This is a genomic window from uncultured Phascolarctobacterium sp. (assembly GCF_958349595.1).
In the GTDB taxonomy this organism is placed as follows: domain Bacteria; phylum Bacillota; class Negativicutes; order Acidaminococcales; family Acidaminococcaceae; genus Phascolarctobacterium.
Genome location: NZ_CATWDQ010000002.1, coordinates 20759 through 44367, shown reverse-complemented (window position 1 = coordinate 44367; position 23609 = coordinate 20759). Strand labels below are relative to the sequence as shown.

30 protein-coding genes and 1 tRNA gene are annotated in these 23609 nt (G+C 49.4%); 4 read left to right on the top strand and 27 right to left on the bottom strand.

Going from position 1 to position 23609, the window contains the following annotated elements; translation table 11 throughout:
* Positions 1-29: 29 nt before the first annotated feature.
* Both Q4G98_RS01870 and Q4G98_RS01865 read right to left on the bottom strand, forming a co-directional pair.
* A complete protein-coding gene (locus Q4G98_RS01870; protein WP_298563252.1) occupies positions 30-404 on the bottom strand; it encodes an MGMT family protein in 375 nt (124 codons plus the stop codon).
* Positions 405-431: 27 nt separating this feature from the next.
* Positions 432-977, bottom strand: a complete 546-nt coding sequence (locus Q4G98_RS01865; protein ID WP_298563253.1) for a methylated-DNA--[protein]-cysteine S-methyltransferase — start codon at positions 975-977, stop codon at positions 432-434.
* 216 nt (positions 978-1193) lie between these two features.
* On the opposite strand from Q4G98_RS01865, the gene Q4G98_RS01860 reads away from it, so the two are divergent.
* Positions 1194-1901: a PDZ domain-containing protein gene (locus tag Q4G98_RS01860; protein ID WP_298563254.1), complete on the top strand. Its 708-nt coding sequence runs from the start codon at positions 1194-1196 to the stop codon at positions 1899-1901.
* 102 nt (positions 1902-2003) lie between these two features.
* Here Q4G98_RS01860 and Q4G98_RS01855 read toward each other — a convergent pair.
* The 18 genes from Q4G98_RS01855 to murI all read right to left on the bottom strand — a co-directional run bounded on the left by Q4G98_RS01855 (position 2004) and on the right by murI (position 14905).
* Positions 2004-2079 (bottom strand) — tRNA-Thr (locus tag Q4G98_RS01855).
* Between the two features lie 166 nt (positions 2080-2245).
* Positions 2246-2653, bottom strand: a complete 408-nt coding sequence (locus Q4G98_RS01850; protein ID WP_298563256.1) for an Rrf2 family transcriptional regulator — start codon at positions 2651-2653, stop codon at positions 2246-2248.
* A 176-nt stretch (positions 2654-2829) separates the two neighbouring features.
* Positions 2830-3183, bottom strand: coding sequence for an Hpt domain-containing protein (locus Q4G98_RS01845; protein ID WP_298563258.1), 354 nt, complete (start codon positions 3181-3183; stop codon positions 2830-2832).
* A gap of 88 nt (positions 3184-3271) precedes the next feature.
* On the bottom strand, positions 3272-3646 hold the full coding sequence (locus Q4G98_RS01840) for a helix-turn-helix domain-containing protein (protein ID WP_177558970.1): 375 nt from the start codon (positions 3644-3646) through the stop codon (positions 3272-3274).
* 227 nt (positions 3647-3873) lie between these two features.
* Positions 3874-5151 (bottom strand): nickel-dependent lactate racemase, encoded by a 1278-nt coding sequence (gene larA / locus Q4G98_RS01835; protein ID WP_298563264.1) that lies wholly within the window; start codon positions 5149-5151, stop codon positions 3874-3876.
* 93 nt (positions 5152-5244) lie between these two features.
* On the bottom strand, positions 5245-6132 hold the full coding sequence (locus tag Q4G98_RS01830) for a DMT family transporter (protein WP_298563267.1): 888 nt from the start codon (positions 6130-6132) through the stop codon (positions 5245-5247).
* A 109-nt stretch (positions 6133-6241) separates the two neighbouring features.
* Complete coding sequence (locus Q4G98_RS01825; RefSeq protein ID WP_301961812.1) at positions 6242-7978, bottom strand: Na(+)/H(+) antiporter subunit D; 1737 nt, start codon at positions 7976-7978, stop codon at positions 6242-6244.
* Positions 7965-8210, bottom strand: coding sequence for a hypothetical protein (locus tag Q4G98_RS01820; RefSeq protein ID WP_177559026.1), 246 nt, complete (start codon positions 8208-8210; stop codon positions 7965-7967). Before Q4G98_RS01820 ends, Q4G98_RS01825 begins: the two co-directional genes overlap by 14 nt.
* Positions 8210-9715 (bottom strand): monovalent cation/H+ antiporter subunit D family protein, encoded by a 1506-nt coding sequence (locus Q4G98_RS01815; protein WP_298563273.1) that lies wholly within the window; start codon positions 9713-9715, stop codon positions 8210-8212. The genes Q4G98_RS01820 and Q4G98_RS01815 overlap by 1 nt, the downstream gene beginning before the upstream one ends.
* Positions 9712-11202 carry a complex I subunit 5 family protein gene (locus Q4G98_RS01810; protein ID WP_298563275.1) on the bottom strand — a complete coding sequence of 497 codons (1491 nt, stop codon included), beginning with the start codon at positions 11200-11202 and terminating at the stop codon, positions 9712-9714. The genes Q4G98_RS01815 and Q4G98_RS01810 overlap by 4 nt, the downstream gene beginning before the upstream one ends.
* The gene (locus Q4G98_RS01805) at positions 11199-11573 is read right to left on the bottom strand and encodes a sodium:proton antiporter (protein ID WP_177559035.1); all 375 of its coding nucleotides are present in this window, start codon (positions 11571-11573) and stop codon (positions 11199-11201) included. Before Q4G98_RS01805 ends, Q4G98_RS01810 begins: the two co-directional genes overlap by 4 nt.
* Complete coding sequence (locus Q4G98_RS01800) at positions 11557-12006, bottom strand: MnhB domain-containing protein (RefSeq protein ID WP_177559038.1); 450 nt, start codon at positions 12004-12006, stop codon at positions 11557-11559. Before Q4G98_RS01800 ends, Q4G98_RS01805 begins: the two co-directional genes overlap by 17 nt.
* Complete coding sequence (gene mbhE / locus Q4G98_RS01795; protein ID WP_177559041.1) at positions 12003-12308, bottom strand: hydrogen gas-evolving membrane-bound hydrogenase subunit E; 306 nt, start codon at positions 12306-12308, stop codon at positions 12003-12005. The genes Q4G98_RS01800 and mbhE overlap by 4 nt, the downstream gene beginning before the upstream one ends.
* Complete coding sequence (locus Q4G98_RS01790) at positions 12308-12550, bottom strand: hydrogenase subunit MbhD domain-containing protein (protein ID WP_177559044.1); 243 nt, start codon at positions 12548-12550, stop codon at positions 12308-12310. Before Q4G98_RS01790 ends, mbhE begins: the two co-directional genes overlap by 1 nt.
* A complete protein-coding gene (mnhG, locus tag Q4G98_RS01785) occupies positions 12531-12887 on the bottom strand; it encodes a monovalent cation/H(+) antiporter subunit G (RefSeq protein ID WP_177559048.1) in 357 nt (118 codons plus the stop codon). Before mnhG ends, Q4G98_RS01790 begins: the two co-directional genes overlap by 20 nt.
* A complete protein-coding gene (locus Q4G98_RS01780) occupies positions 12884-13147 on the bottom strand; it encodes a monovalent cation/H+ antiporter complex subunit F (protein WP_177559051.1) in 264 nt (87 codons plus the stop codon). Before Q4G98_RS01780 ends, mnhG begins: the two co-directional genes overlap by 4 nt.
* 3 nt (positions 13148-13150) lie before the next feature.
* Complete coding sequence (locus Q4G98_RS01775; RefSeq protein WP_298563283.1) at positions 13151-13723, bottom strand: Na+/H+ antiporter subunit E; 573 nt, start codon at positions 13721-13723, stop codon at positions 13151-13153.
* Positions 13724-14110: 387 nt separating this feature from the next.
* The gene (murI, locus tag Q4G98_RS01770; RefSeq protein ID WP_298563286.1) at positions 14111-14905 is read right to left on the bottom strand and encodes a glutamate racemase; all 795 of its coding nucleotides are present in this window, start codon (positions 14903-14905) and stop codon (positions 14111-14113) included.
* Between the two features lie 165 nt (positions 14906-15070).
* Between murI and Q4G98_RS01765 the strand changes: the two genes are divergently transcribed.
* Positions 15071-15595, top strand: a complete 525-nt coding sequence (locus Q4G98_RS01765; protein ID WP_298563291.1) for an RDD family protein — start codon at positions 15071-15073, stop codon at positions 15593-15595.
* Between the two features lie 410 nt (positions 15596-16005).
* Here the strand turns inward: Q4G98_RS01765 and Q4G98_RS01760 are convergent, their stop codons facing one another.
* The 5 genes from Q4G98_RS01760 to Q4G98_RS01740 form a co-directional block, all read right to left on the bottom strand.
* The gene (locus Q4G98_RS01760) at positions 16006-16188 is read right to left on the bottom strand and encodes a hypothetical protein (RefSeq protein WP_298563293.1); all 183 of its coding nucleotides are present in this window, start codon (positions 16186-16188) and stop codon (positions 16006-16008) included.
* Positions 16189-16274: 86 nt separating this feature from the next.
* Positions 16275-17030 (bottom strand): SDR family NAD(P)-dependent oxidoreductase, encoded by a 756-nt coding sequence (locus Q4G98_RS01755; RefSeq protein ID WP_293548721.1) that lies wholly within the window; start codon positions 17028-17030, stop codon positions 16275-16277.
* A complete protein-coding gene (locus Q4G98_RS01750; protein ID WP_298563296.1) occupies positions 17030-18565 on the bottom strand; it encodes an ATP-binding protein in 1536 nt (511 codons plus the stop codon). Before Q4G98_RS01750 ends, Q4G98_RS01755 begins: the two co-directional genes overlap by 1 nt.
* Positions 18558-19256, bottom strand: coding sequence for a response regulator transcription factor (locus Q4G98_RS01745; RefSeq protein ID WP_293662057.1), 699 nt, complete (start codon positions 19254-19256; stop codon positions 18558-18560). The genes Q4G98_RS01750 and Q4G98_RS01745 overlap by 8 nt, the downstream gene beginning before the upstream one ends.
* Positions 19257-19492: 236 nt before the next feature.
* Positions 19493-19933 carry a Dps family protein gene (locus tag Q4G98_RS01740; protein ID WP_293548725.1) on the bottom strand — a complete coding sequence of 147 codons (441 nt, stop codon included), beginning with the start codon at positions 19931-19933 and terminating at the stop codon, positions 19493-19495.
* A 398-nt stretch (positions 19934-20331) separates the two neighbouring features.
* Here Q4G98_RS01740 and Q4G98_RS01735 point away from each other — a divergent pair, with 398 nt between their 5' ends.
* Positions 20332-20973, top strand: a complete 642-nt coding sequence (locus Q4G98_RS01735) for a hypothetical protein (RefSeq protein WP_298563300.1) — start codon at positions 20332-20334, stop codon at positions 20971-20973.
* Positions 20974-21031: 58 nt separating this feature from the next.
* On the opposite strand, the gene Q4G98_RS01730 is transcribed toward Q4G98_RS01735, so the two are convergent.
* Both Q4G98_RS01730 and Q4G98_RS01725 read right to left on the bottom strand, forming a co-directional pair.
* On the bottom strand, positions 21032-21475 hold the full coding sequence (locus Q4G98_RS01730) for a universal stress protein (protein ID WP_298563303.1): 444 nt from the start codon (positions 21473-21475) through the stop codon (positions 21032-21034).
* A gap of 5 nt (positions 21476-21480) precedes the next feature.
* Positions 21481-22548: an alkaline phosphatase family protein gene (locus tag Q4G98_RS01725; RefSeq protein WP_301961811.1), complete on the bottom strand. Its 1068-nt coding sequence runs from the start codon at positions 22546-22548 to the stop codon at positions 21481-21483.
* A 113-nt stretch (positions 22549-22661) separates the two neighbouring features.
* On the opposite strand from Q4G98_RS01725, the gene Q4G98_RS01720 reads away from it, so the two are divergent.
* The gene (locus tag Q4G98_RS01720) at positions 22662-23570 is read left to right on the top strand and encodes a LysR family transcriptional regulator (protein WP_301961810.1); all 909 of its coding nucleotides are present in this window, start codon (positions 22662-22664) and stop codon (positions 23568-23570) included.
* The last annotated feature ends 39 nt before the right edge of the window (positions 23571-23609 follow it).

Sequence of the window (23609 nt, the reverse complement as noted above, 5' to 3'; positions counted from 1 at the left end):
TGCCTGCACATTTGTCAACTTTGCCCAACTCACGTTGGAGGCATATTAAAAATATCAAATTGTTCGTATTTGCCCCATAAATGCAGCGTCATATCGATCCACCCGTCGGCCAGGAAGGTCACGCCCTCCGCTTCCAGCATGGCCCGCTGCTTGTCCTGACCGCCAAAAACATATTCCGGCGCCAAGACGCCCGTACGATTGACGACTCTGTGACAGGGCAGCTTCTGCTCCGCCGGCACGCAGCTCATGACATGCCCTACTTCCCGCGCGGCCAAAGCTTCACCGATCAGCTCGGCGATCTGGCCATAGGTTGCTACCTTGCCAACAGGTATCTGCGCCACTATCTCATATACTTTCTGCACAAAGGCAGCATCCACAACTTTTTCTCCATCATATCCAGCCATCTTTTACCTCCGCTTTGATCCGCAGCCCTACAACGCCGTGCCTTTTTTCGGAAGCGAAAACCGGGCTGTATCTATGCCTTCCAGTTCCAGCAGCCTGATTTTTTTCTCCAAACCGCCGGCATAGCCTGTCAGGCTGCCATCAGCACCTACTACCCTGTGGCAGGGAATGATAATAGAAATGGGATTATGCCCTACAGCGCCGCCGACCGCCTGTCCTGACATACTTTTTTTCCGCAGTCTGGCCGCCATTTTTTTAGCAATAGCACCATAAGTAATGACTTCGCCATAAGGTATAGCGCATAATATTTCCCACACCCCCTGACGAAATTCACTGCCGCGCGGCGCCAGCGGCAATTCAGCCAGTTCAGGTTCTGCGCCCGCAAAATATCTGTCCAGCCAGTTTTTGGCAGCGTCAAACAACGGGACACTGTCATTCTCTGTCAGCGGCTCGTCCAGGCTGGCCCCATAATGCTTCTGCCCCTCCAGCCATAGTCCTACAAGATTCTTTCCGTCTGCATCACACGCCAGCGTGATCTTGCCCAGCGGCGACAGGTATACTGTTGAATAATACATGGACTTCGCCTCCTTACTCCGGCTTCTGAATTACTTAATTTTGCTTTAATTATAACACAGTATTTATTTAATGCTCACTGTTTTCTGATATGCTTGGAAAAAAGTCCTTAAAGCTGCCGTTACCGAGCACCTGCTGCCGGTTTAGATTTTTCGCAAATGCCTGTTTGACCAGCAACCATCCTTATTCTATAATAAGAGCCATAGGGGAGGGTTATTATGAAAAAAATATTTATCCTGGTACTACTGCTTTTAACGCTCTGTTGCCATGCCAGCGCGACATCCAGTATCCAGATCGACAATGTTACCAGTAAAGAAGTAAATAATTACATCGTCAACTTCATCACAGCCAGCGGTCAAAATTATATCCTTGATTCAGCCACTGAATACGGACTTGTCTTCACGGCGACCCATGTCCGTGAAAATTTTTTAGGGATCCAGGTGGCAACGCAGCAAAGCAAACTTAACTTTACTACTATTCAGAACGGCAGCAACGTCGTACTTTCAATCAGCGAAGTCGCAACGCTTTACTACAACAGCGGCGGTGTTGATGTCCAACCTGTCAACGATCCTGTTACAGAACGCTCGCTTTTAAATATGGTCAAACAATATTTTAATGGACGTTATATGTTCGGCTACACGCTGAGTAATAAAAAGGTTGACAATGGTTATGAAATACAGGCTGTAGAGCCTGGTTTTCCTGCTGAACTGGCCGGTATTAGAAAAGGCGACATTATGGTCAGCATCAACGGCCAACTGACCAAAAAAATTCCAAAAAAGAAAATTTGGACAACAGATTTTTTTAATCCCTTTTTAGGCAATCCGGTAAAATTCGTTATTAAACGCAACGGGGTAGAGAAATCCTATACCATCACACCTAAATTTATTCCTTCTAAATACTTGCTGGATAAAAAAACTGCTGAATAAACTAAAAAACCGGACATATTGTCCGGTTTTTTAGTTTCTCTATTCTTTTATTTGAAACAAATAAAAACGGCGCCTCAAAAAATCGAAGCACCGTCTAAACGCTGGAGCTACTGACAGGATTTGAACCTGCGACCCTCTCATTACGAATGAGATGCTCTACCAGCTGAGCTACAGTAGCGATCAGGAGCATCATAAGCTCTGCCATATAGTATAACTCAACCAGGTAAGCGCTGTCAATATTACCTGCTGTGCAAATTTACATATTCACTTTTTCACACGCTTCTCTGACATAATTATCATACTGTAAGCTGCATGCTTATAATACGATAATTCTTTCCCAAAGCTTAATTTGCCTCTGCCAGCAATTGCTTTATAGTCATTTTAGCCATACTTTTTTCCAAGCCTTCCTGCAGCCTGCAATAAAAATTACGGACCGGACAATTTTCAGTCGCATACCGGCTGCAGTATCTATCCGCTTCCAGACAGCGATTGATCCTCGTTGTCGGCTCCATAATGTCGATAATCTCCAGCAAGGTTATCTCCCCGCTCTTTCTTATAAGCAGAAAACCACCCTGGGCACCGACCAACCTTTCAACGATCCCTGCCTCGACAAGTTTATGAGTTATTTTTAAAACATAATTTTTAGGAATCCCCATCGCCGCACCGATCTCTTTCGATGTGGCAATTTCTTTTTTGATCGCCAGATATAAAATGATCCTTATGGCATAATCAGTAGTAACATTCAGCTGCATAGTCTTCCTCCGAAAATAAGCCCCTAATTATTAATAATAATTATTTTTAGCTTTTCTCTATTTTTCAATACTCTTGTTGCTTTATTATACTTTATCAAATTTTACTTGGCAATAGCTTTAAGCTAAATTCCTTTGCACATAAAAAAAGACCCGGAATAAATTCCGGGTCCTGATTCTTAGATTTTTTTGATTGCCTCTACAACTTTAGCATAGTCCTCTTCAGTTTGAGCAAACATATCATCCAGATTCTCATACTGCTCGCTGCGGCAATCCTGACACATTCTCGAAAAAAGCTCATATAATTTAACAAAGCCCAGATTTCCGCATACGCCTTTCAGCGTATGTGCAACAGGCAGAACTTCCTGATATTTTTTATCAGCAATGAGTGTGCGCAGCTGCTTCATATTTTCGTCGTCTACAAACTTTTTCAAAAACTTTATCATCAGAGCTTCATTATTCATAAAACGCCTTAAAGTTTCATCAACATTTACGCCGGCATCTTCTAATTCTGCTTTTACAAATTCATCCATAACTTCCGTCCACCTTTTCACTACAGCTTTTACTAATATTTATATTATATCATAAAGGTTTTGGAAATGCAGGTTAAAAAAGCTTTCTTCAGATTTTATTTTTAGGCTTGCGGCCTCTGGTCTTTTTCACACCGTTCAGGCTGTTTTTCTTAACTACTTTGGCCAATTCCGTAATCAGATGCAGATCATGAGCGTCACAGCCCTGCAACAATTCTGCCAGCTCATTTTGGAAAATCTTTTCACTGCGGTGGATATTGTCACAGAGCAGCTCATCTACGGAAACCTCCAGCACATTAGCCAGATGGATGATCGTAGGCAAACCTAATTTAGTATTTCCTGTTTCAATATTACTGATATGCGGGGTAGACAAACCGGTTACTTCTGCAATATAGCCTTGGGTAACGCCTTTACGTGCGCGGGCGGCTTTGATCCTGACCCCAATAGCTTTGTAATCAATGTTCATTTCTTCACAACTCCTTTTAATTTAATCCGCATTCACGAAAGTGCAGATACAACAGACGATAGCTTTTTTAATATCCACGAATACAACTTTAACTATTCGTAGAATTTATTATAACTTAAACCTCAGGCTAAAGCAATACTTTCACGCATAAAAATATTTGCAATCGTTTTTAAATATGGTCATAAGTTATAAAAATACAAATTAAATTGATATTTAAACTATTGTCTTCAGGCTGGAAGAAGCGGCACCGTCAAACTGCCCTCCGGCATCAGAATAATATTATAATCCTTACCTATTGTTTTTTCAGACTCGGCAAGGGCTTCTTCTACTGTGGGAACGGCTTCAAACAGCAGGTTATGCGCCAGTTCCGGGTCAAGCGAAGAAACTAAAATAAATTTTGCTTTTTTAGTAAGCCGCGTTACTGCATAGGCTTTATTGGCCCCGATCTCAAAATGCTTTTCCAATTCGGCTTTGATAGCGTCCGCCGTTCCCAGCCTTTTACAGGTTTCTTCCAGTACTTTCGAGCCGCTGCCCTCTTCGCACTCACCGATAATGATCACTACGCCGCCTTCGCGCACAGCGCACCAGGCGTTGTCCATCGTTTTCTGCAGCTGATATACGTTGATATCCTTGGGATATCCGCCGCAGCTGGCAATGACCAGATCGGCTGCCTGCGGGATCTCAACGCCGTAAACCTGATCGACAAACTTGCAGGCTTCCTGATGCGCCTTGATATAGTCGCCGGCAAAAATCTTTAAAAATTCATGCTGTGCATTCAGGATCGCGTTGAAAAGAAAGACGGAATGATTTTTGGCAAACAGGGCCACGCCTTCCATCTGGTCTTCATAAACGGGATTGCCGGTCGTTTTGCCCAGACCCGCATTAGGGTCCAGCATAAAGCTGTGATTGACGCGGACGGTCTCCATTGCTGCCACGCCTGGCAGAATAGCCTTGCGCCCGCCGCCGTAGCCACTGAAATAATGATGCACGATCGTACCCGTCATAATAACGTGGTCGACATGGCAGATATGTTTGTTGAGCCAGACCGGAGTACCGCGGGAGGTCTCGCCGAAATACTCAAAGTCTTCGCTGACTTTGGCATCGCTGTTATACATCTGCAGCCGCCCGGCAACCTCGGCGCCGACAGCTTCCACCATCTCCTCATGCGTCATGTTGCGGTGCGTACCCAAGGCAAAGACGATATGCATATCCTCGTCTTTGATCCCTAATTTATTCATCTCGTTGACTAGAATGGGCATAAAAACAAAGCTGTTGGCTACACGCGTCGGATCGTTACAGATAAAAGCTATTTTCTGTCCCGGTTGGACCAGCTCGTTGATCGGAGCACTGCCGATCGGATGATAAAGAGCGTCCAGGATCGCCGCTTTCACATCTTCTAAGAGCGGCATTTTGGCAACTGTCACTTCTTTAAGCACCCGGTCAGAATCTAAAGAAAACTCCTTGCTGCCATGACCATATTTATAGGAATAACTACTTATGCTCATATAATCAACTCCTTTATTTTTTTATTACTTATATTGTACCATAGCGAACACGAAATATAGAAGGACAAAAGTCTGCTTCCCTGGTTTTTTTAGTTATTTTTTAGGCAGTGACAAGAGCACTACCGTCATAATGATACAGGCCATGCCAACAAGGTCTTCCAAAGTAAGCGGTGTGTGCAGCCATAAAACAACGGCGATGATCGAAGCTAAAGGTTCCGCACAGGAGATCAGACTGGCTTTAGTCGCGCCGACTACTTTCAGTCCCACTAAAAAGACGCTGTAGCTCAGCACCGTCGCCCCCAGGATCAGGTAGGCCATAGCGGCTACCGCAGCTCCGTCCCAATGCCCGCTGGGTTCAAAAGGGTTGATAAAGAGGCAGAGAAAGCCGCCTGATAAAAATTGCCCCCAGCCGATGATCAGCGTCGTCGAGTATTTTTGCAGCAGCCGAAAGGGCATAACTGTATAAAAAGCCAGAGAAACCGCAGAAATGATCCCGATGACCAGAGCTGCCGGTGACAAGACGACAGAATCCAGGCTGCCGTGAGTAGCGATCAGGAACACGCCGACCAGTGCGAAAAAAATGCCGACAAACTCACGGCCTTCAGGCAGACAGCGATTCTTCCAGGCCATCCACAGCATGACAAAGATCGGCGCCGTATACTGCAGCACTGTTGCCGTCGCCGCATTGCACAGTGAGATCGTATAATAAAAACCAAACTGCGCGCCCAAAAGTCCCAAAAAAGAAAATGCCAGCAGATCCTTGCGGTCTGTTTTATCCTGCAGCACTGCCCAGATATTTTCGCCGCGCTGCAGCAGATAGCCTAAAAAGACTACACCGGCAATGATTTGCCTGACAGCAATGAGCCAGGGCGCGCTAACGTCATAAAATTGGAACAAAAACTGGCCGGCAACGCCGCCCAGTCCCCAGGCCGCTGCTGCCAGCAGAATAAAGATCACGCCCAGGCGAAATGAAATCTGCATAAGCTGCACTCCTTCAAATATCAATAGATTTCATTGTACGCCAGCGGCAGGATTTAGTCAATAAAAAACCGCACCAGCTTTAAATACTGGTACGGTTCGTTATTTTTTATTAAATGATCGCCATAAAATAACACAGGGAACAGAAAAGTACTGTTAACGTGATCATGATCGGATCGGCGATCGAGGTCCGGTAATTTTCCGGATTGTATTTAGAGCTGTTGCGCAAAGGCTTAGCGTCTAAAAATTCCATCGGGTTATGGCTCAGCTCCATAGATTTTTCGTAGAAGACCTCCCAGGCATTGCCCAGCGCCCGGCTGACTGCACAGCACAAATACGACAGCCCGGTCACGATGCCGGCAAAAGGTTTCCTGTAAAACCAGTCCGTATCCAGCGACAACGCCGTATGCGGCATCATTTTCGGCAGATACATCATAAACGGCAGCATCGCCATGCCCAGCATCTCGACGGACTGAGTGATATGGTCGATAGTGAACGGGTGATATGGTTCCATGGCAAAAGGCAGATACCTGTACAGAAGCTCGGGATAAACGCCATACAGCACGCACAGCGTCGCGCCGATACCCATGGCCGCATACATGTTCTTCGGTACTTCACGTTTGATGACCACGCCTGTATCAGGCGCCAGGAAGATGAAATAGATCATCTTGAGGGCAATGGACAAAAACGTACCGACGCCGGCCAGCTGCAGCAGCAGTTCTACCGAACCGTAATGAGCAGCGGCAGCGGCACTGATCGTAATGGATTTACTGATGAAGCCGTTGAACAGCGGCACACCTGAAATCGAAAGAGCCGCTATCACGAAGCACCAGAAGGTGAACGGCATTTTTTTCGCCAGCCCGCCCAGCTGGTTGATCTTGCGGATACCGGTCGCATAAATGATCGCGCCGGCGCACATGAAGAGCAGGGATTTATACAGGATATGGCTGAAAGCATGCGCTGTCGCGCCGTTCAGCGCCATAGCCGTTCCCAGCCCTACGCCGGCGACCATGAAGCCGACCTGACTGACGATATGGTAAGCCAGCAAACGCCGCATATCATTTTCCATGATCGCATAACAGGCGCCATATAGGGCCATCAGCACACCGAACCAGATCAGGAACTCAGTGCCTGCAAAAATGCGGATCAGGCAGTAAACAGCGACTTTAGTGGTAAACGAGCTCAGAAAAACGCTGCCGGTGATCGTACCTTCAGGGTAAGCATCGACCAGCCAGGCATGCAGCGGCACTACGGCCGCATTAATCGAAATGCCCAGGCAGATCAGCCAGAAGGCTGCATCCCACGGGCCCTGCGCCAGCGGCGCAACTAAATACTCGCCGGCGCTGACCTTTAAGAAAATGCCTGCCAGCAGCAGATTGCCGCCGAACATATGCACTAACAGATAACGGTAACCGGCCTGACGCGAAGCAGGGGTCTTTTTACACCAGATAAGAAACAGCGAGGTAGCCGCCATCAGCTCCGAAAAGAAGATCAGCGTCAGCCAGTCCTGCGCCAGGGTCACGCCCAGCGCACTGCCGGCATAAGCCATAGAGCAGAAAGCTTCCATCCTGTTGCTGTTATGGCAGGCATAAATCCCGCCGATCGCCGCCATCATACAGAAAATCAGGGCAAAGACCCAGCTGAGTTTATCGACATGCAGATAATGCAGCGTGATCCCGTTGATAAAGGGCTGCGTCGCATTCAGGCCCGGCTCCAGCGTCAGGGCAGCGCCCAGGCTGACAAGCGGGCCGACCGCCAGCAGGAGCCGGCGCAGATTTTTAGGGACTAACAGAGCCAGCAGGCCGACAGCGATCAGGATAAAACCGGGGTGCAGATTACTCATCGTCATCGTCACCTCCGTCTTCATAATAATCTTCAGGACGCTGCAGCAGCGGCGTCATCACTATTTTAGCTACAAAGATCAGCAGCCAGCAGCCGGCAAAACCAAACACCAGATTAAAGCCCGGCGTGGTGTTCCACCACTCATGATAGTGGGGATGAGCGAAGAAAAACTCCAGAGCAGCAGCGATGACCGCCACTATAAGAACAAGCTTATACAAAGTGCTTTTCGTCATCTTCATCACCAGACACCTCCAGTCCAGCCCTGGCAGATGCTATCTGCCGCCTGCGCAGCCATTGCGTAGAAGTTTGGATACATTTCCGGCATCACGCCGAAAACCAGTGCCAGGAGCGTTGTAAAGCAGATCGGCAGCAGCATCCTGTAGCTGATCTCGCCGTAGGTACGGAACTGCTCCTGCGGGTCTTTTTTGAAATATGCCATTTGGCAGACCGGCATCAAATAGGTCAGAGCCAGCATCGCGCTTGCTACCAGCACCGCCACATACAGCGGCTTGCCAGCCTGCAGCGCGCCCAGCGCCAGGTTCCATTTACTGATGAAGCCTATGAGAAACGGCATACCGGCAATACCCAGCGAAGCGATGGTAAAACAGCACATCGTGATCGGCATCTTCTTGCCGATACCGTACATCTCGCTGATATTGCTGCGGTGCGTGCGGACGATGATAACGCCGGCACACATAAAGAGGGTGATCTTCATAATCGCATGGGCTACCAGATGCAGGTACGCGCCTTTGATACTGAGCGGCGACAGCAGCGCCGCCCCCAGAACGATATAGGAAAGCTGTCCGATCGTGGAAAAGGCCAGCCGGCGTTTTAAATTATCCTGCTGCATTGCGATCAGCGAGGAAATAATGATACTGCCGGCCGCAAACCAGGCCAGGATATCAGCCGTACCGATGTCCGCCAGAAGCTTGGGCCCGAATACGAAGCCGATGATCCGCAGCACCGCGAAAACACCAGTCTTAACGACTGCTACCGCATGCAGCAGGGCGCTGACAGGTGTCGGCGCGATCATTGCCGCCGGCAGCCAGCCGTGCAGCGGCATGACGGCCGCTTTAACCGAACCGGCCAGGATCATGATCAGGAAGATGAGCTGCAGCTGCCAGGTCGGCGCCATCTCCGTAGTCAAAAAGCCGCCCGCTTTGAAATCCATCGTTCCGGAAATGCAATATACTGCTACCAGACCAGCTAAAAACAGCTGGCCGGAAATCAAAGTGTAGATCAGATATTTACGGCTGGCCAGCAGTGCTTCTTCATTGCGCTTATGCAGCACCAGCGGATAACTGGCGATCGTCAGCAGTTCGTAGAAGAAGAAGAAGGTCAGCAGATTGGAAGCCATGGCAATGCCCATAACAGAGCTCATGCAGATCGCAAAAGCGGCAAAATAGCCTGTCTGCTCATGCTCGTTGTTGCAGCGCATATAACCGATGGAATAAAAATTGATCGGAATCCACAGCATCGACGCCAGGCAGGCAAATAAAATACCGGCGCTGTCGGCGCGCAGAGTCAGGCCAATGGTATCCGTGATCTGGAACAGTGTCCATTCATAATTCACGCCGGCTAAAACACCAGGCACCATCGACAGGATCAAACCGAATTTGATGAACGAAGCGATCACGCTCCAGCTTTCACGTACATTAGGATATCTGCGGCTGAAAGAGATCAGGACCGCAGCCAGAAAAGAAACGCCTACTGCCAGAAAGGGTCGGCAATCCATGATTGTCATCTTAGAAACACCTCCGGCAGTCCAGATTTGAAGATATCATTGACAATATCCACGCTGTAGAAGCCCAGGACTAAAATCCCGATACCGGCGCAAAAAATAGGGATCGCCATTTCTGGCGGCAGCCCTAATTTGCCCTCATGCCGGTTGATCTCCGTCAGCGAAGCCTCATGCTGAACAAACATCTGCTCCAGGATACGGAAGAAATAGATCGCGTTCAGCAGGCTGCTGATAACGAGGACCACGATATAGAAATACTGTCCGCCCTGATAAGCGCCCAGCATCAGATACCATTTACTGAAGAACCCGGCCGTCGGCGGGATACCTACCATTGACAGGGCGGCTAAGGTAACGGTGATCGTACTCAAAGTCATTTTTTTATTCAATCCGCCCAAACGGTACAGATTGATCTCGCCAAAACGGTACTGGATACCGCCGATGACGAGAAACAGCGCGCTTTTCATAAAGGCATGATTGATGATATGCAGCACGGCGCCGATAAAACCATACATATTGCCGATCGCCAGACCGATAGCTATATAACCGATCTGTGCCACGCTGGAATAAGCCAGCATCCGGCGGAAGTCATACTGCGCCAGCGCCATGACCGAACCGATCAGAACGCCGCCGATACCCAGAATGCCTAAAACCGTTAAGGCCGTACCAATGATCGGATTATTGACACCGAAAATATAAAAGAAGAAACGAATGATTGCGTAAGCGGGAACCTTGCTCATCACGCCGGCAATAAAGGCCGCCGAACCGGGATGGGCAAAGTTGTAAGCATCCGGCTGCCAGCCGTGCAGCGGAAACAGCGCCATTTTGATACCAAAGCCAATAAACAGACACGCAACCGCTAAAGCAAACGGCGGTGAGCTGAGATAAGGCATGATCCTTGCGCCCAGATCAGCCATATTCAAAGTACCGGTCATCGCATACAGATAAGCGACGGCCAGCAGATACAAAGAAGCGCCGATCGTACCGATCAGCATATAGCGGAAAGCCGCCAGCATGGATTTTCTGCCGCCCATGGCGATCAGTCCATAGCCGGACAGGGACATGACCTCTAAATAAACGTACAGGTTGAACACATCGCCGGTAATGACCATGCCGCACAGTCCTAAAGTCAAAAGACCGTACAGGGTATAATAGCCGCCGATATGCAGCCAGTCCTCGTTACGCATAAAAGGCTTGCTGTACAAAGCTACCATCAGGGAAATAAAGGTTATCAAAACTGCCATGACCGCGCTCAGCGGATCGATCACAAACTCGATGCCCAGAGGCGGCGCCCAGTTACCCATCCAGTAATGGATAGCTTCGCCGCTGGTCAGCGTTTGATGCAGCACCTGCAGTGAGCAGGCCAGCGAACCGGCGATCGAGCCGATGACCAGCCAGGAGCCGAGATTTTTGTTAAACTTGCTGAATAAGAGGCAGAGCAGCGCCGCCGTCAGAGGCAGCAGCACGATCAGAACAGGACAATGCTGGATCATTTGCTGGCCCTCCTTATAACCTCTACTTCTTCAACGGAGCCGTAGACTTCTTTGATTCGCATCAAAAGAGCGATAGCCACACCCGTTGTACCAAGACTGACGACGATCGCCGTCAGCATCAGGCAGTGGGGCAGCGGATTGATATAAGCTGCGGCCTCAGGTACCGCCGGGTCAAAAATAGGAATCATCCCGCCATCCTTCTGCGCCAGGCACAAGTAAAAGAAAATGACGGCAACCTGCATGACATTCATTGCCATCAGTTTTTTCATGTAATTTTTGCTCAGGACCATACCGTATACACCCAGAAAAAATAAGATCATGACCAGTGTATAGATCCCCCTGGTCTGCAAAAACTCATTTAGCGCTTCCATTTTCGTCCCCCCTTTCCACAACAGCATCCAGAATATTGATGATCGTCATCATAACGCAGATCGTTACGCCGATCTCAATAAATAAGATCCCCAAAGCATGCAGTTCGTTGGTATGCTCCGCTTTGAACGGCAGATAACTGTAATCCAGGAAATTACCGCCGTTCAGCAGTGCCAGCCAGCCGGTAGCTGCATAAATGAAAGTACCGACGCCGGCCAGGACCAGCGAATTTTTTACCGAAATATTAAAGGAAGCCTTATCGCCCATGATCAGCCTGGATAAAACCACGCCGATTGACAGCAGCGCACCAGCCTGAAAGCCGCCGCCGGGGCCGGCCTCGCCAAAGATCAACACATAAACGCCATACACCAAAGTAAACGGTACGATAACCCGGAAGGCCGTATCAAGGACTATGCCGCCGAAAGGTTTCTTCATGCGTCCTCATCCTCCTTTTCCGGTCTGCGGCCCATCGTACTGCTGCTCAGCAGCATCACTACCGTCAAGCCGGCCAGAAACATCACCGTAGTTTCCCACATCGTATCAAAGCCCCTGTAGTCGGCCAGCAACCCTGTAACGATATTGGGCGACCCTGTATCCTGCACGCTGCGCTCGATATAAACAGGCGTTACATGCTGGTTCGGCGCTGAATTGACATCACCGACAAACGGCAGATAGGTAACGAAGGAACAGAACATCCCCGTGATCACTGCCAGCAAAACTGTTACTAAACCACGCATTACTTACACCACCTGTCTATTTTCTTCAGCGACGCTACAAAATAGATCGTTGAGATCGTACCGATAACAGCCTCTGTAAAAGCTACGTCCGGCGCGCCCATCATCAGATACAGCAATACGGCGCAGAAACTGAAAGCACTGTAAATAACGGCCGCGCACAGAATATCCTTACAGAAGATGACGCAGACCGTCGTTATAATAAGAAACACTAATAATATTGCTTCAATGAGGTAGATCTGCATGTTTCTTATCCTCCTTTGCATCCTCTTCCAGGGTCCAGACATGATGCCCGGATTTATAAGCCGCCTTGCTGAGGATATGTGTACCGATCGGATTGCCCAGAAAGATCAGCAGAAAAATCAGAATAAGTTTCAGGGAAGTAAGCGTCAGCCCTTCATAAACGACCAGCCCCAAAAACGAAAGCATGACTCCCAAAGTCTCGCTGTTGCCGGAAGCATGCATCCGGCAGTAAAAATCCGGCAGACGCAGCATACCGATAGCAGAAGCCAACAGGAAAAAAGCGCCGCCTGCCAAAAAGATCCCGGCAATAAATTCACGTAAAGTGATCTCTACTGTCATACGTCCTTACCCCCCAGATATTTAGCTATGATGACCGAGCCTACAAAACCGATCAGCGCGTAGGACATCGCGATATCCACATACATTTCCGGCCGCCCGTCCAGATAGCCGAACAAAATTATCAAAAGGATCGTATCAGCGCCGGCAACGCCCAGGCCATTCATCCTGTCATACACCGTCGGGCCCTGATAGATACGCTGCAGCATCATCCCGATGACGCAGACGACCGCGACCATGATTGCAACAATAATCGTATGCATGCGTTACTCTCCCTTCAGCACCGTAAAATCAAATTTTTCTCCGAAAAGCTCTGCTACTTTGCGCGGCATCGTACCCGCCAGCAGGCCTTCCGCCGCCCCCTCCGTCAAAGCATGGACCTCGTAGATCCCTTCAGGGGTGACGTTCATCGTCACTGTTCCCGGCGTCAGCGTAATGGAATTGGCCAGCACCACCTTCGCTATCGGGTTCTCTGTCCTGAAAATAAAGCTGATCACCTTCGGGTCGATCCTCAGTTCCGGCCGCACCGTCGCTTTAACAACGTCGATATTCGCCAGTACCAGCTCTTTCAGCAGCCACAGGGCATAACAAAAAAACGCTGCAGGTGAAAAGCCCAGCGCAAAATATTTTTTACTGCCGTCGGCATTGGGCAGCAAGAGCAGCGGATAACAGATCCAGGCCACGACCGCGCTGGTAATGAGTCCGTACACGATAAATTTAACCTCAAAATCTCCTGACAGCGCCAGCCAGAAAAGAAACATCAGTATCCCCAGGGAAAATAAATGCGTCAGCGGAGACCCCACTATCGTCCGATCTTTCAAAATGCTCTCTTTCTCCACAGCAACCACCCTTCTTTTTCACAGCAAACTTTATTGCAGGCAATACAAATACCGCTTCCACGTCTTTGTGAAACCGGTAGGCAAAGTCTCTATACAGTTCTGCATAGATAGCGACAGTTTCAAGACGGGTCGAAATGTCCCGATGTCGTTTTTTGCGTCCTCCTCAAACCCTTCATGCGGCCGATTAAGTTGCAAAGCACCGGAAACAGAACCTCCTGAGACACTGATCTGCTAATTAGTTTTACAGTATCCCTGGCAAAAGCAAAATCTTGCCCTTATTCTATGTTTTTATTTTTAATTTATATTAGACAAAAATCGCAGAATTCCTGCTATTTTTCAGCAAATTTGCTCAAATAGCAGGAATTTTTTCTAATTGCTATGAATCGCTTATAATTTTACTTCTTTAAAGCGGCACTTATCCTGCGGCAATACTCTGCCCGCGATCCTGGCGCCCCGTTCCACATCGGCGGTAAAGCAGACCTCCAGACACCCTGCCCCTTCAGAGCGCAAAAGTCCCTGAGCTGCCAGAGCTGCCTTCGCTTCCTGCGCGGTGGCATCCGCCGGATCGATAACCGTCACCTCGCCGCCAAACTCTCTTTCGATCTCTTTTTGGATAAAAGGATAATGAGTACAGGACAAGATCAGCGTATCGATACCGTCCGCTTTCAGCGGCACAGCATATTCAGCCACAGCCTCTTTCACCGCTCCGCTGCCAAACTGTTCACCTTCGATCAGCGGCACGAACTTCGGGCAGGCCTGCGGATAAACCTCGGCAGTTGCATCAGCCTCTAAGATCGCCGCCTTATGCGCGCCGCTGTTGATCGTAAATTCAGTGGCAAATACGCCGATCTTTTTCTTTTTACTGGCTGACAGCACCAGCTGCACGCCTTTCGACATACCTACGATCTCAAAAGCGTGGCTGCCTTTCAGGGTCTCAACCCCTAAAACAGTCAAAGTATTGCAGGCGATAACTACCAGCTTCACCCCGCGTCCGGCAAGATAATCGATGATCTCGCCGACAAAACGGCGCACTTCGGCTTCACTGCGGGGACCATACGGCGTACGCGCCGTATCGCCCACATAAATAAAATCCTCCTGCGGCAGCGCCGCACGCAGACATTTTAAGACCGACAAACCGCCGACGCCTGAATCCAGAACTCCAACAGGTGCATTTTTCTGCATAGCAATCCCTCCAACCCCATTATTATCACGCATAAAACTTTCTCGGCTTTTATGTATATTATATGCCTTTTTTGCTAAAATAGCACACTATATCTGCAAATAATTCTGTGTTACAATAAGAAGACGACCATGTTCTAAGACTACACGAAAAAGGATGTGCTGCATTTGACCGCCTCTACTGTCAATTACCATAGCTGGCGCCGTTTTTGGGCGCGAATGTTCGATTATTTCCTGCTCGGCTTTTTATTTTTGCTGCTGAGCAGCAATTCGCTTTTGGTGCTCCACAATATTTTTCTTTACTCGGCGCTGCAGCTGATCTTCATCATCAGCGCTGAAGCCTTCATGCTGGCCCGCACCGGCACTACGCCCGGCAAAAGCTTGCTGAGGCTGCACGTGGTTTCGCCGGCAGCACCGCTGGATTTCAATTTAGCCTGGAAGCGTACCTTCTGGGCCTATGTGAAAGGGCTCTGGCTGGGCATACCCATCATGATGTTCGTCCCGGCCTGGTTTGCGCGGCAAGTCCTGCAGGGCAGCGGCTCAACGATCTGGGATCAGGCCTGTGGCACCCATATCGAAGCCGAACCGGTCAGCCGGCTGCGCTATGTATTGTTCGGCATCGTCTTTTTTCTGATTTTTGCCGTGATCGGCAATTATGAAGTATTTTTGCAAAGCCTGGCACAGGGACAATGACCACATGGTCATCGTCCCTGTTTTTTTATTTTTAGATTTTTATTTATATTATGGAGCTTTCTTGAAAAGTTTTTATTATGCAGCTTTCTTCCAGAAGTAAGCTGCGCAAAGAAGCCTGCGCACTGTGGCAAGTCCTGTTTAGCTTTGCTCGCTGTCCGGCTTCCGGGCAACTCGGCATTGCAGAACAGAGAAAATCTTTACTGCAGAGCGGCAATGCCTCAAACAGTCCCTCCAGCACTTACAGCTCACATCGCACACAACGGACTAGGCCACAATGTGTGCTCCAAACCTCTGCATCGTACTATCCAATATTAAATTTCATATGCACAGTATCGACAGTCTAATGTTATCAATGCTTATGTAGTATAACAGTAGAACGTAAGGGTTTAGGGCACATTGAGCAGATTTTGTTATGTGCGATGCGAATAAGGCGATAGCGGAGTGACTTGTTTGAGGCATTGTTGCTCAGATGATTTATCTTCGGCAACAATGCCGAGTTTCGCGGAGCCGCCGTTGAGCAAAGCTAAATAAAAATCTGCGACGTGCCGGTTTTTCTTTGGTTCGTTTCTTTTACCGCTAAAAGAAATGAACATTTAAAGAAACTCTAAATACAAACATAACCAAAACAGGAGAAATAAAAAACTCCCGAAAATTTCGGGAGTTTTTTTATTTGCAAATCTTACTTCGCCGTCAGGCCGCCGTCAACGGGAATGATACTGCCCGTCATAAAGCTGTTGAAGGGCGACAGCACCGAGCAGATCACATGCGCGATCTCCAGCGGCTCCCCGACCCGCTCCAGCGGATAGGCCTGCTCCACATCCTCCAGCGTATAACTGCCGTCTGCCTGCTGCAGCTGTTTGCCCAGCATCGGCGTCGCCACATCGCCCGGACAGATGCAGTTGACCCGCACCCGCGGCGCCAAGTCCAGCGCCAGCGCTTTAGTAAACGCCACGACCGCGCCCTTGGACGCGCAGTAGAGCGGACAGCCATAATTGCCATTGATCCCGGCATCGGAAGCAATGTTCACGATACTCGCTTCTTCCTCAGAGAGCAGCGGCAAAAGTGTCTGCGTCAGAAAAATCGTTCCTTTGACATTAGTATCCATGATCGAAAAGAAATCATACTCGGTGATTTTCTCCAAACGGCGTTCCTGATAGATCCCCGCCGCATTAACGATCAGGTCGATACTCTCCCGCTGCTCGCGCACATTCTGCGCCGCCCGCTGGCAGGCTTCCAGATCCTTGACGTCCCCCTGCACATAATGTACCTTCCCATAAGCGCTCAGCGTGATCGCCGCTTCCGTGCCCTTTTCGGCATCACGTCCCAGCAGCCACACTTCGGCGCCGTCTTTCAGCAGCAGCTCGGCCACCGCCTTGCCGATGCCCGACGTGCCGCCGCTGATAAAGGCCACCTTGCCTTCACAACCATAGTTCATTAGTCCTTACATCCTTTCTTCAATGCCGGCGGCAGCTGCAGCACGATGCTGGTCGCCTCGCCGGGAATACTTGTCATTGACAGTTCGATCCCGTGACGTTCGCTGATCTGCTTCGAGATCGCCAGTCCCAGGCCGCTGCCGCTCTTATTCGTTTCGCCCCGCGTCTTATAAAAACGGTCGAACACATGGGGCAGCTCCTCCTGCTTCACGCCGCTGCCGTGATCAGTCACCGTCAGCCTGCTGCCCAGCAAAGTCACTTCTATCTGGCTCTGCGGCGGCGAAAATTTGATGCTGTTATCCAAAAAGATCAGCAGCATCTGCCGCAGACGCCCATAATCGCCCTCGATGATATAAACTGGCGTATCCAGCGACAGCTCGATCGCAATATTTTTCTGCTGCCCCAGACGCTGGCTGCTGCGCACAGCGTCCTGCACTACATCGCATAGATTGACGGGCTCCTTCTCGATCGGGAAATCCGTATTCTGCAGCCGTGACAGATCGAGCAGATCGTTGATCAGCCGCTGCAGGAACAAAGTCTCCGTCAGCATCTGCCGGTGGTAATCCTCGACCTCCTGCGGACTGGTAACGATCTTATCGCACAGCGCTTCCAGGGAACCGCGAATGACCGTGACCGGCGTGCGCAGCTCATGAGAAATATTCGCGATAAAATCGCGGCGCAGCTGCTCCAGCTTTCTGCTGGCTTCGTCCGCTTCCAGCAGCCGCTGCCCCAGCCCGTCCAAAGTTTGGGCCAGCTGCCCGATCTCATCCTTCTGGTCGATATTGCAGCGCTCCGTATAATCATGCTCCGACATTTTTTCGGCCACCAGCCGCATCTTATTGAGCGGCTTGGTAAACTTCCACGAAAACAGCATACTCAGGACGAACACCAAAACCATCGCCACCACGCACGATAAGATCAGGATCCTGATGCCCTCCCAGGCAGCTGCGCGCATACCCTGCACCGGTGAATGCAGCAATACTACCGCCCGCACTTTACCGTCGGCATCGCTGACCGGTACGCCAACCGTGACTACCAGCTCGCCCAGCACCGGATTGAATTCCTCCAGCACAAAATCCTGGCCGCTGAAGCCCTGCTCTACCGCTTTTTTGATTTCCGGCGACAAAGCGTTATAGTCAAAATCACTGGCAGGTTCCGGCAGCTCCTCCTGCTGGCGCATCAGCATCCGCTTATGCCCGTGCCTCATGCCGTGCTGTTCCGGCAGCATACCGGTATTTTCCTTATGCATTTTGACATTTTTATTTTCATCGACTACCCACACGTTTTCCATGGTGATATTGTCGATATAGCGGATAAAGCGGCTGCTGCCGATGCCGCCGTAACGGTCCTGCAGACGCGACATATTATCCTGCAGCACCTCGGCGATCTTGGTCGCCCGCACCTGCATCTCCTGCTTTTTCAGAACAAGCGTATGCCTGCCGAAAAAATGCATGAAGGTGCCGCCTACGACCAAAGCAAAGATCAGCAGGACTGCCGCAAAATACAGCGTTAGTTTCCAGGCGATTTTATTATGCATGCTCTTTCTCCTCAAAACGGTAACCTACGCCCCAAATGGTCTTGATCTCCCACTCATCGTGTTCAAACCTGTCCACCTTGGCCCGCAGGCGCTTGATATGCGAATCCACCGTCCGGCTGTCGCCAAAATAATCATAGCCCCAGATACTGTCCAGCAGGTTCTCGCGCGAAAACACCTTGCTGCTGTTTTTAGCCAGCGTCCACAGCAATTCCACTTCCTTTTTCGTCAGCGTCACGTCCTCGCCGCCGATGGTGACCAGATATTTATCCAGATCGATCACAAGATTGCCAACGCTGTACAGATTCTGCTGCTCGGCCTCGCGCGGCTGCACGCGGCGCAGGATCGCCCTGACCCTGGCCATGACCTCGCCTGCGGAAAACGGCTTCAAAATATAGTCATCGGCGCCGATATCCAGACCCATGATCCGTTCAAAATCCTCGCCGCGGGCCGTGACCATAATGATCGGCACCATCGAACGGCGGCGCAGCTCGCGGCACACCTCAAAACCGTCCAGCTTCGGCATCATCACGTCCAGCAGGACCACGTCGATATTTTTTTCATGCTGCTCAAACAGCTCCAGCGCCTGCTGACCATCCAGCGCCACCACCGGCTCGAAGCCTTCCCGGCGGGCATAATTGGCCAAAATGGAAGTGATCTGCTGATTATCGTCAGCAATCAAAATTTTATTCATCGCTGCACCTCGTCCACATATATTTACCATTATATACTTATTTTGGTATCCGGGTCCGATTGGCCCGGCCTTTGTTTTAACTCTTTATAGTTATATTATAAAGGCCCGGCCTGTATGCAATCAAGATAACATAAAAATGTGTCAAAAAAATGTTTCGCCGCAAAATTTATCCGCAGGCGCAGAAAAACCCTCGCCGCCTTGTGACAGCGAGGGTCTTATCATTTATCCGTTCAGTTTCAGGCAATGTAGGATTTGAGCATCCACAGCAGTTTTTGATATTCCCCCAGATAATCATTGAACTGGTCCGCAGTCACACCGTCGCCGGCAGCCTCTGCCAGCTCCACGATCTCTTTGCTGTCTTTGATCCAGTATTCCACATCGGCGATCAGGCCTTTTACAGTGTCCTCCGAAGAAATCGGCTTATCAGCCAGCTCTTTGATCGTTGCCAGCGCTAAGGCCTCTTTCATGTTGGCGACCGGAGACTCTCCCACTGCCAGCAGTCTTTCAGCAACTGCGTCGATGATCCCGGCAGTCTGATCGTACAACTCCTCCAGTTTGGCATGCAGAGTGAAAAAGCTGCGGCCCTTCACATACCAGTGCAGATTATGGAGCTTGATATAAGCGACTTCCTGGTTGGCAAGATAAAGATTCATTTTTTCATATAATTTTTTAGACATCTCTGTTTCCTCCTCAGGCCAATTTATTTGGCTCGTTGTATTTATATTTCGTTTTGGTTAGTTTCTGCTAACTTTTGAGTTGATTATACACTAGTTTCTTGATAAAAACAAGTATAAAATGATTTTAATTATCAATTATTTTGTTTACATAATTCAAATTAGTTTTCCGCTGAACTTATAAGCCTGCTTTCAGGCGCATCGGCGCACTGGCAGGCACTGAAAAAATCTATAAACTTCTATCTAAAAAGAGCTGCATTGCTTTTCTGCTGCCAAACATGCTAAAATAAAAATGTCAGAAAAAAGTCTGTAAATCGTCATAATTTTGACATAAGTTTACTCTACAATAAGCTTACAAGGTCAAACGAACCTCAAATCACAAGCTTAAAGGAGATGTTGTTATGATAAAAACTTCCTGGAAAAAATCCCTCGTTATCGCCGGTGTTCTCACCGCTTTATGCGCTTCCGCTGCTTTTGCGGCCGAGCAGACCGCTCCTAAACCCAGCATGCGCGAGCGTACCAACGCTATTTTGCATCACGAAGAAGGCGACAATTATCCCGACCGTCCCTACCATATGGAACGCGGCCGTCATTGGCGCGGCCCCATGCATCCCGGCCCGCAGCTGACCGAGCAGCAGATCAAGGAACGTGAAGCCAGACGTGCCGAATGGGAAAATATGACTCCCGAGCAGCGTCAGGAGGCCCATGCCAAATGGCGTGAAGAACGCATGAAAAATATGACCCCGGAAGAAAAAGAACGCTTTGAACAGCGCGAAAAGCAGCGTGAAGAATGGCGTAAAATGACGCCGGAAGAACGCCAGCAAGCCCGCGAAGAAGCGCGCGTCAAATGGGACAGCATGAGCGAAAGCGAAAAACAGACTGCCCGCGAGCATTTCCGCAGCTATTATCATGCCGGCGGCGGCCACTATTATGAAGGCCACCGCAAATACCGCCATCACAAAGGAGAATACCGCGGCGAACACAGAGGCGGCTATTATGGCGACGGCCGCACTGAATGCCCCAATTCCAACTGCCCCTGGTAAACAGTTGTATCTAAATCATAAAAAGCACAAGCCGTATGCTGTCGCATACGGCTTGTTTTTATGCATTTTTGACAATCAATACCGGTATTTTCGCATGCGACGAAATCTTTAAACTGACACTGCCCAGAAGAAATTCTGCTACAGTCCCCAGTCCGCGGTTGCCGATAACGATCATACTGCAGCCCCATTCCTCTGCCGCCAGTAAAATCTGCTCTGCTGCATTGCCGTTTCTGATTTCACACTCCAACGGTATCCCGGCATCACCAAACTTGTCTTGCACATGTTTTATTATCACGTTCCCGACATTGTCCAGCAATTCCTCCGTTTGAAGAACCATTTCCGCTTTAAATTGTGCAAGCAGCGTCGGGCTTTTACTAAAAGGCTCTACGACATAGACGACAACGACTTCACTGTCCAGCTTTTTAGCCAGTTCCACACCATATCCCAAAACCTCAAAAGCAGTTTTAGAACCATCGACAGGAATCAAAATTTTTTCTCTCACGATCCTCACCTCTCCTTTAACTCCATGGCAATCGCGGCAATGTCTTTGCTGTAACGATAGGCCGCTTTTGCTGCCTGCGGATTGATCGCCAGCAGCGGCACTTCGCGTTCATAGAGCGAGCCATGCGTGCGCACAGCTTCTGTGACTAATCTTTCCCCTGCAACCTCTCCAAAAGCGCAATCTTTGGCGGCCTCCGCACTGGTTAAAACATGCTCTACTTCCGGCGTCGCCGCAGCCAGTTCCAAAAAAGACTGCGGCGCCTGTCCCGGCTCTAAAAACACATATAAGATACCGCCCTCCTGATAAATATGGTTCTCTACATACCTGTCTTTCAACGGCGGCAGGCAATACAAGCGCAGCCCGGCCCGCTCGGCGACCGCCGGGAAATTGACCAGTTTGCTTTTCTGATTCATCCCATGGTCGGCTGTAATATAAATACGCCGCTCGGGGTCAGCCAGGTGGATCTTTTTTACATACTCATTGATATAGCGGATCTGCGCCTCTGCCTCGGGAGTTCCGGGGCCGTAATGATGAAAAACAAAATCGTTAGTCGTGCAATAAAGAAGATCCGGCTGTTCTTTTTCGATGCAGGCCAGGGCTGCCTGCATGATCCATTCCGTGCTTTGCGGATCCTGCACCTGCGGCGGCAGCGGCAATCCCAGTTTATCCAGCAGTGCCTTGTCCGGAGTCTGCGCACTGATGCCAAGATCCGCCCCGTCGCCATAAACTCCTAAGACCTTGCCTTTTACCGTCAGCAGCGCTGTTTTTTTGCCCGCCTGCTGATAAGCCTGTAAAATAGTCCGGGCCTGCATTACTCCCCGTTCCTCGATAAATCCTTCCGCTTTCGTCAGCGGATCGTAATAATAATTACCTACGACCTTAGTTGCTTCCGGAAACCTTCCTGAGAGGATACAGGCGTGGTTGACATTCGTCACCGAAGGGATCGCACTTAAAACGGTAGTAGCGAAACCATGTGCTGCCGCCAGCGTAAAAATATCAGGCGCTGTTTTGGGCGTCAGATATTCAGGAGCACAGCCATCAATTACTAAAATCATCATTTTATCCATTGTCATCTTCATTCTCCTTTCCGTTGCCTTCATTTTAGCACTGTCTATGACTATTGAAAAATATGAATAAAATGATAATATAATAAGTAAATACTTATAATAGACAGGAGCGGTCAAAGATGAGTACAAGAAAACTGGAAATATTTGTTGCGGTCTGCCAGTATCTGAATATGAGCAAAGCGGCGCAAAGCCTGTTTATTTCGCAATCCTCCGTCAGCCAGGCCATCACTGCTTTGGAAAAATCCTATAATGTCATTCTCTTTGAGCGGCTCAACCATACGCTTTACCTGACCGACGCCGGTAAAAACCTGCTTTTTTTAGCGCGGCAGGTATTAGACAGCCTGGAACAGCTGCATTCCCGCATGCATGCCAGCGCGGGGCAAACCGCTCTGCGCCTGGGGACAAGCGCGACAATCGGCAACAGCCTGATCCATCCGTTGCTGCAAGCTTACGCCCGCCAATATCCGGATACCCGGATCGCTGTAGAAATGAGCAACAGCAAAAAACTTGAAAAAAAATTACTGACTGCCAAATTGGATTTGGCAATAATGCAAAAAACGAAACATACGCCGCATCTGGAATATCTGCCATTGCTGACAGATGAACTGATCGTCATTTGCCGGCCGGACCACCCGCTGGCCGGTAGGCAGGTACCCCTGCGCGACTTAAAGGACGAGGCTTTTATTACCCGTGAAAAAGGCAGCGGCACCGGACTTTTACTGGAAGCTGCCTTCGCTGAAAAAGGCCTCTCTTTACAAACAAACTGGATCTGCAACGAAATCCTCGCTGTTAAAAACGCCGTTTATCATCAGGCCGGCATCGCCGTCATTTCCAAATTTCTGGTGCAGAAAGAACTGGCTGCACGGCAGCTGGCAACGATCGGACTCACCGACCAGCTTTTCACGCGGCAGTTTGAACTGGCCTATCATCAGGATAAGCTTCAAAATCGGCCTTTCCAGGAGTTTGTCGCTTTCTGTACCGAGCTGGGCGATCATGGTTTTGAGCAATTACTGCAATCCCGTGCTTAGCCTGAAACTACTTTGAAGCGCACATGAAAGAGCCTGCAC

What these genes read in the sequence shown, in the direction of transcription:
- Q4G98_RS01870 (WP_298563252.1), bottom strand. Translation starts at nt 404, where the DNA reads ATGGCTGGATATGATGGAGAAAAAGTTGTGGATGCTGCCTTTGTGCAG.
- Q4G98_RS01865 (WP_298563253.1), bottom strand. Translation starts at nt 977, where the DNA reads ATGTATTATTCAACAGTATACCTGTCGCCGCTGGGCAAGATCACGCTG.
- Q4G98_RS01860 (WP_298563254.1), top strand. Translation starts at nt 1,194, where the DNA reads ATGAAAAAAATATTTATCCTGGTACTACTGCTTTTAACGCTCTGTTGC.
- Q4G98_RS01850 (WP_298563256.1), bottom strand. Translation starts at nt 2,653, where the DNA reads ATGCAGCTGAATGTTACTACTGATTATGCCATAAGGATCATTTTATAT.
- Q4G98_RS01845 (WP_298563258.1), bottom strand. Translation starts at nt 3,183, where the DNA reads ATGGATGAATTTGTAAAAGCAGAATTAGAAGATGCCGGCGTAAATGTT.
- Q4G98_RS01840 (WP_177558970.1), bottom strand. Translation starts at nt 3,646, where the DNA reads ATGAACATTGATTACAAAGCTATTGGGGTCAGGATCAAAGCCGCCCGC.
- larA (WP_298563264.1), bottom strand. Translation starts at nt 5,151, where the DNA reads ATGAGCATAAGTAGTTATTCCTATAAATATGGTCATGGCAGCAAGGAG.
- Q4G98_RS01830 (WP_298563267.1), bottom strand. Translation starts at nt 6,132, where the DNA reads ATGCAGATTTCATTTCGCCTGGGCGTGATCTTTATTCTGCTGGCAGCA.
- Q4G98_RS01825 (WP_301961812.1), bottom strand. Translation starts at nt 7,978, where the DNA reads ATGACGATGAGTAATCTGCACCCCGGTTTTATCCTGATCGCTGTCGGC.
- Q4G98_RS01820 (WP_177559026.1), bottom strand. Translation starts at nt 8,210, where the DNA reads ATGAAGATGACGAAAAGCACTTTGTATAAGCTTGTTCTTATAGTGGCG.
- Q4G98_RS01815 (WP_298563273.1), bottom strand. Translation starts at nt 9,715, where the DNA reads ATGACAATCATGGATTGCCGACCCTTTCTGGCAGTAGGCGTTTCTTTT.
- Q4G98_RS01810 (WP_298563275.1), bottom strand. Translation starts at nt 11,202, where the DNA reads ATGATCCAGCATTGTCCTGTTCTGATCGTGCTGCTGCCTCTGACGGCG.
- Q4G98_RS01805 (WP_177559035.1), bottom strand. Translation starts at nt 11,573, where the DNA reads ATGGAAGCGCTAAATGAGTTTTTGCAGACCAGGGGGATCTATACACTG.
- Q4G98_RS01800 (WP_177559038.1), bottom strand. Translation starts at nt 12,006, where the DNA reads ATGAAGAAACCTTTCGGCGGCATAGTCCTTGATACGGCCTTCCGGGTT.
- mbhE (WP_177559041.1), bottom strand. Translation starts at nt 12,308, where the DNA reads ATGCGTGGTTTAGTAACAGTTTTGCTGGCAGTGATCACGGGGATGTTC.
- Q4G98_RS01790 (WP_177559044.1), bottom strand. Translation starts at nt 12,550, where the DNA reads ATGCAGATCTACCTCATTGAAGCAATATTATTAGTGTTTCTTATTATA.
- mnhG (WP_177559048.1), bottom strand. Translation starts at nt 12,887, where the DNA reads ATGACAGTAGAGATCACTTTACGTGAATTTATTGCCGGGATCTTTTTG.
- Q4G98_RS01780 (WP_177559051.1), bottom strand. Translation starts at nt 13,147, where the DNA reads ATGCATACGATTATTGTTGCAATCATGGTCGCGGTCGTCTGCGTCATC.
- murI (WP_298563286.1), bottom strand. Translation starts at nt 14,905, where the DNA reads ATGCAGAAAAATGCACCTGTTGGAGTTCTGGATTCAGGCGTCGGCGGT.
- Q4G98_RS01760 (WP_298563293.1), bottom strand. Translation starts at nt 16,188, where the DNA reads ATGTTCATTTCTTTTAGCGGTAAAAGAAACGAACCAAAGAAAAACCGG.
- Q4G98_RS01755 (WP_293548721.1), bottom strand. Translation starts at nt 17,030, where the DNA reads ATGAACTATGGTTGTGAAGGCAAGGTGGCCTTTATCAGCGGCGGCACG.
- Q4G98_RS01750 (WP_298563296.1), bottom strand. Translation starts at nt 18,565, where the DNA reads ATGCATAATAAAATCGCCTGGAAACTAACGCTGTATTTTGCGGCAGTC.
- Q4G98_RS01745 (WP_293662057.1), bottom strand. Translation starts at nt 19,256, where the DNA reads ATGAATAAAATTTTGATTGCTGACGATAATCAGCAGATCACTTCCATT.
- Q4G98_RS01740 (WP_293548725.1), bottom strand. Translation starts at nt 19,933, where the DNA reads ATGTCTAAAAAATTATATGAAAAAATGAATCTTTATCTTGCCAACCAG.
- Q4G98_RS01735 (WP_298563300.1), top strand. Translation starts at nt 20,332, where the DNA reads ATGATAAAAACTTCCTGGAAAAAATCCCTCGTTATCGCCGGTGTTCTC.
- Q4G98_RS01725 (WP_301961811.1), bottom strand. Translation starts at nt 22,548, where the DNA reads ATGACAATGGATAAAATGATGATTTTAGTAATTGATGGCTGTGCTCCT.
- Q4G98_RS01720 (WP_301961810.1), top strand. Translation starts at nt 22,662, where the DNA reads ATGAGTACAAGAAAACTGGAAATATTTGTTGCGGTCTGCCAGTATCTG.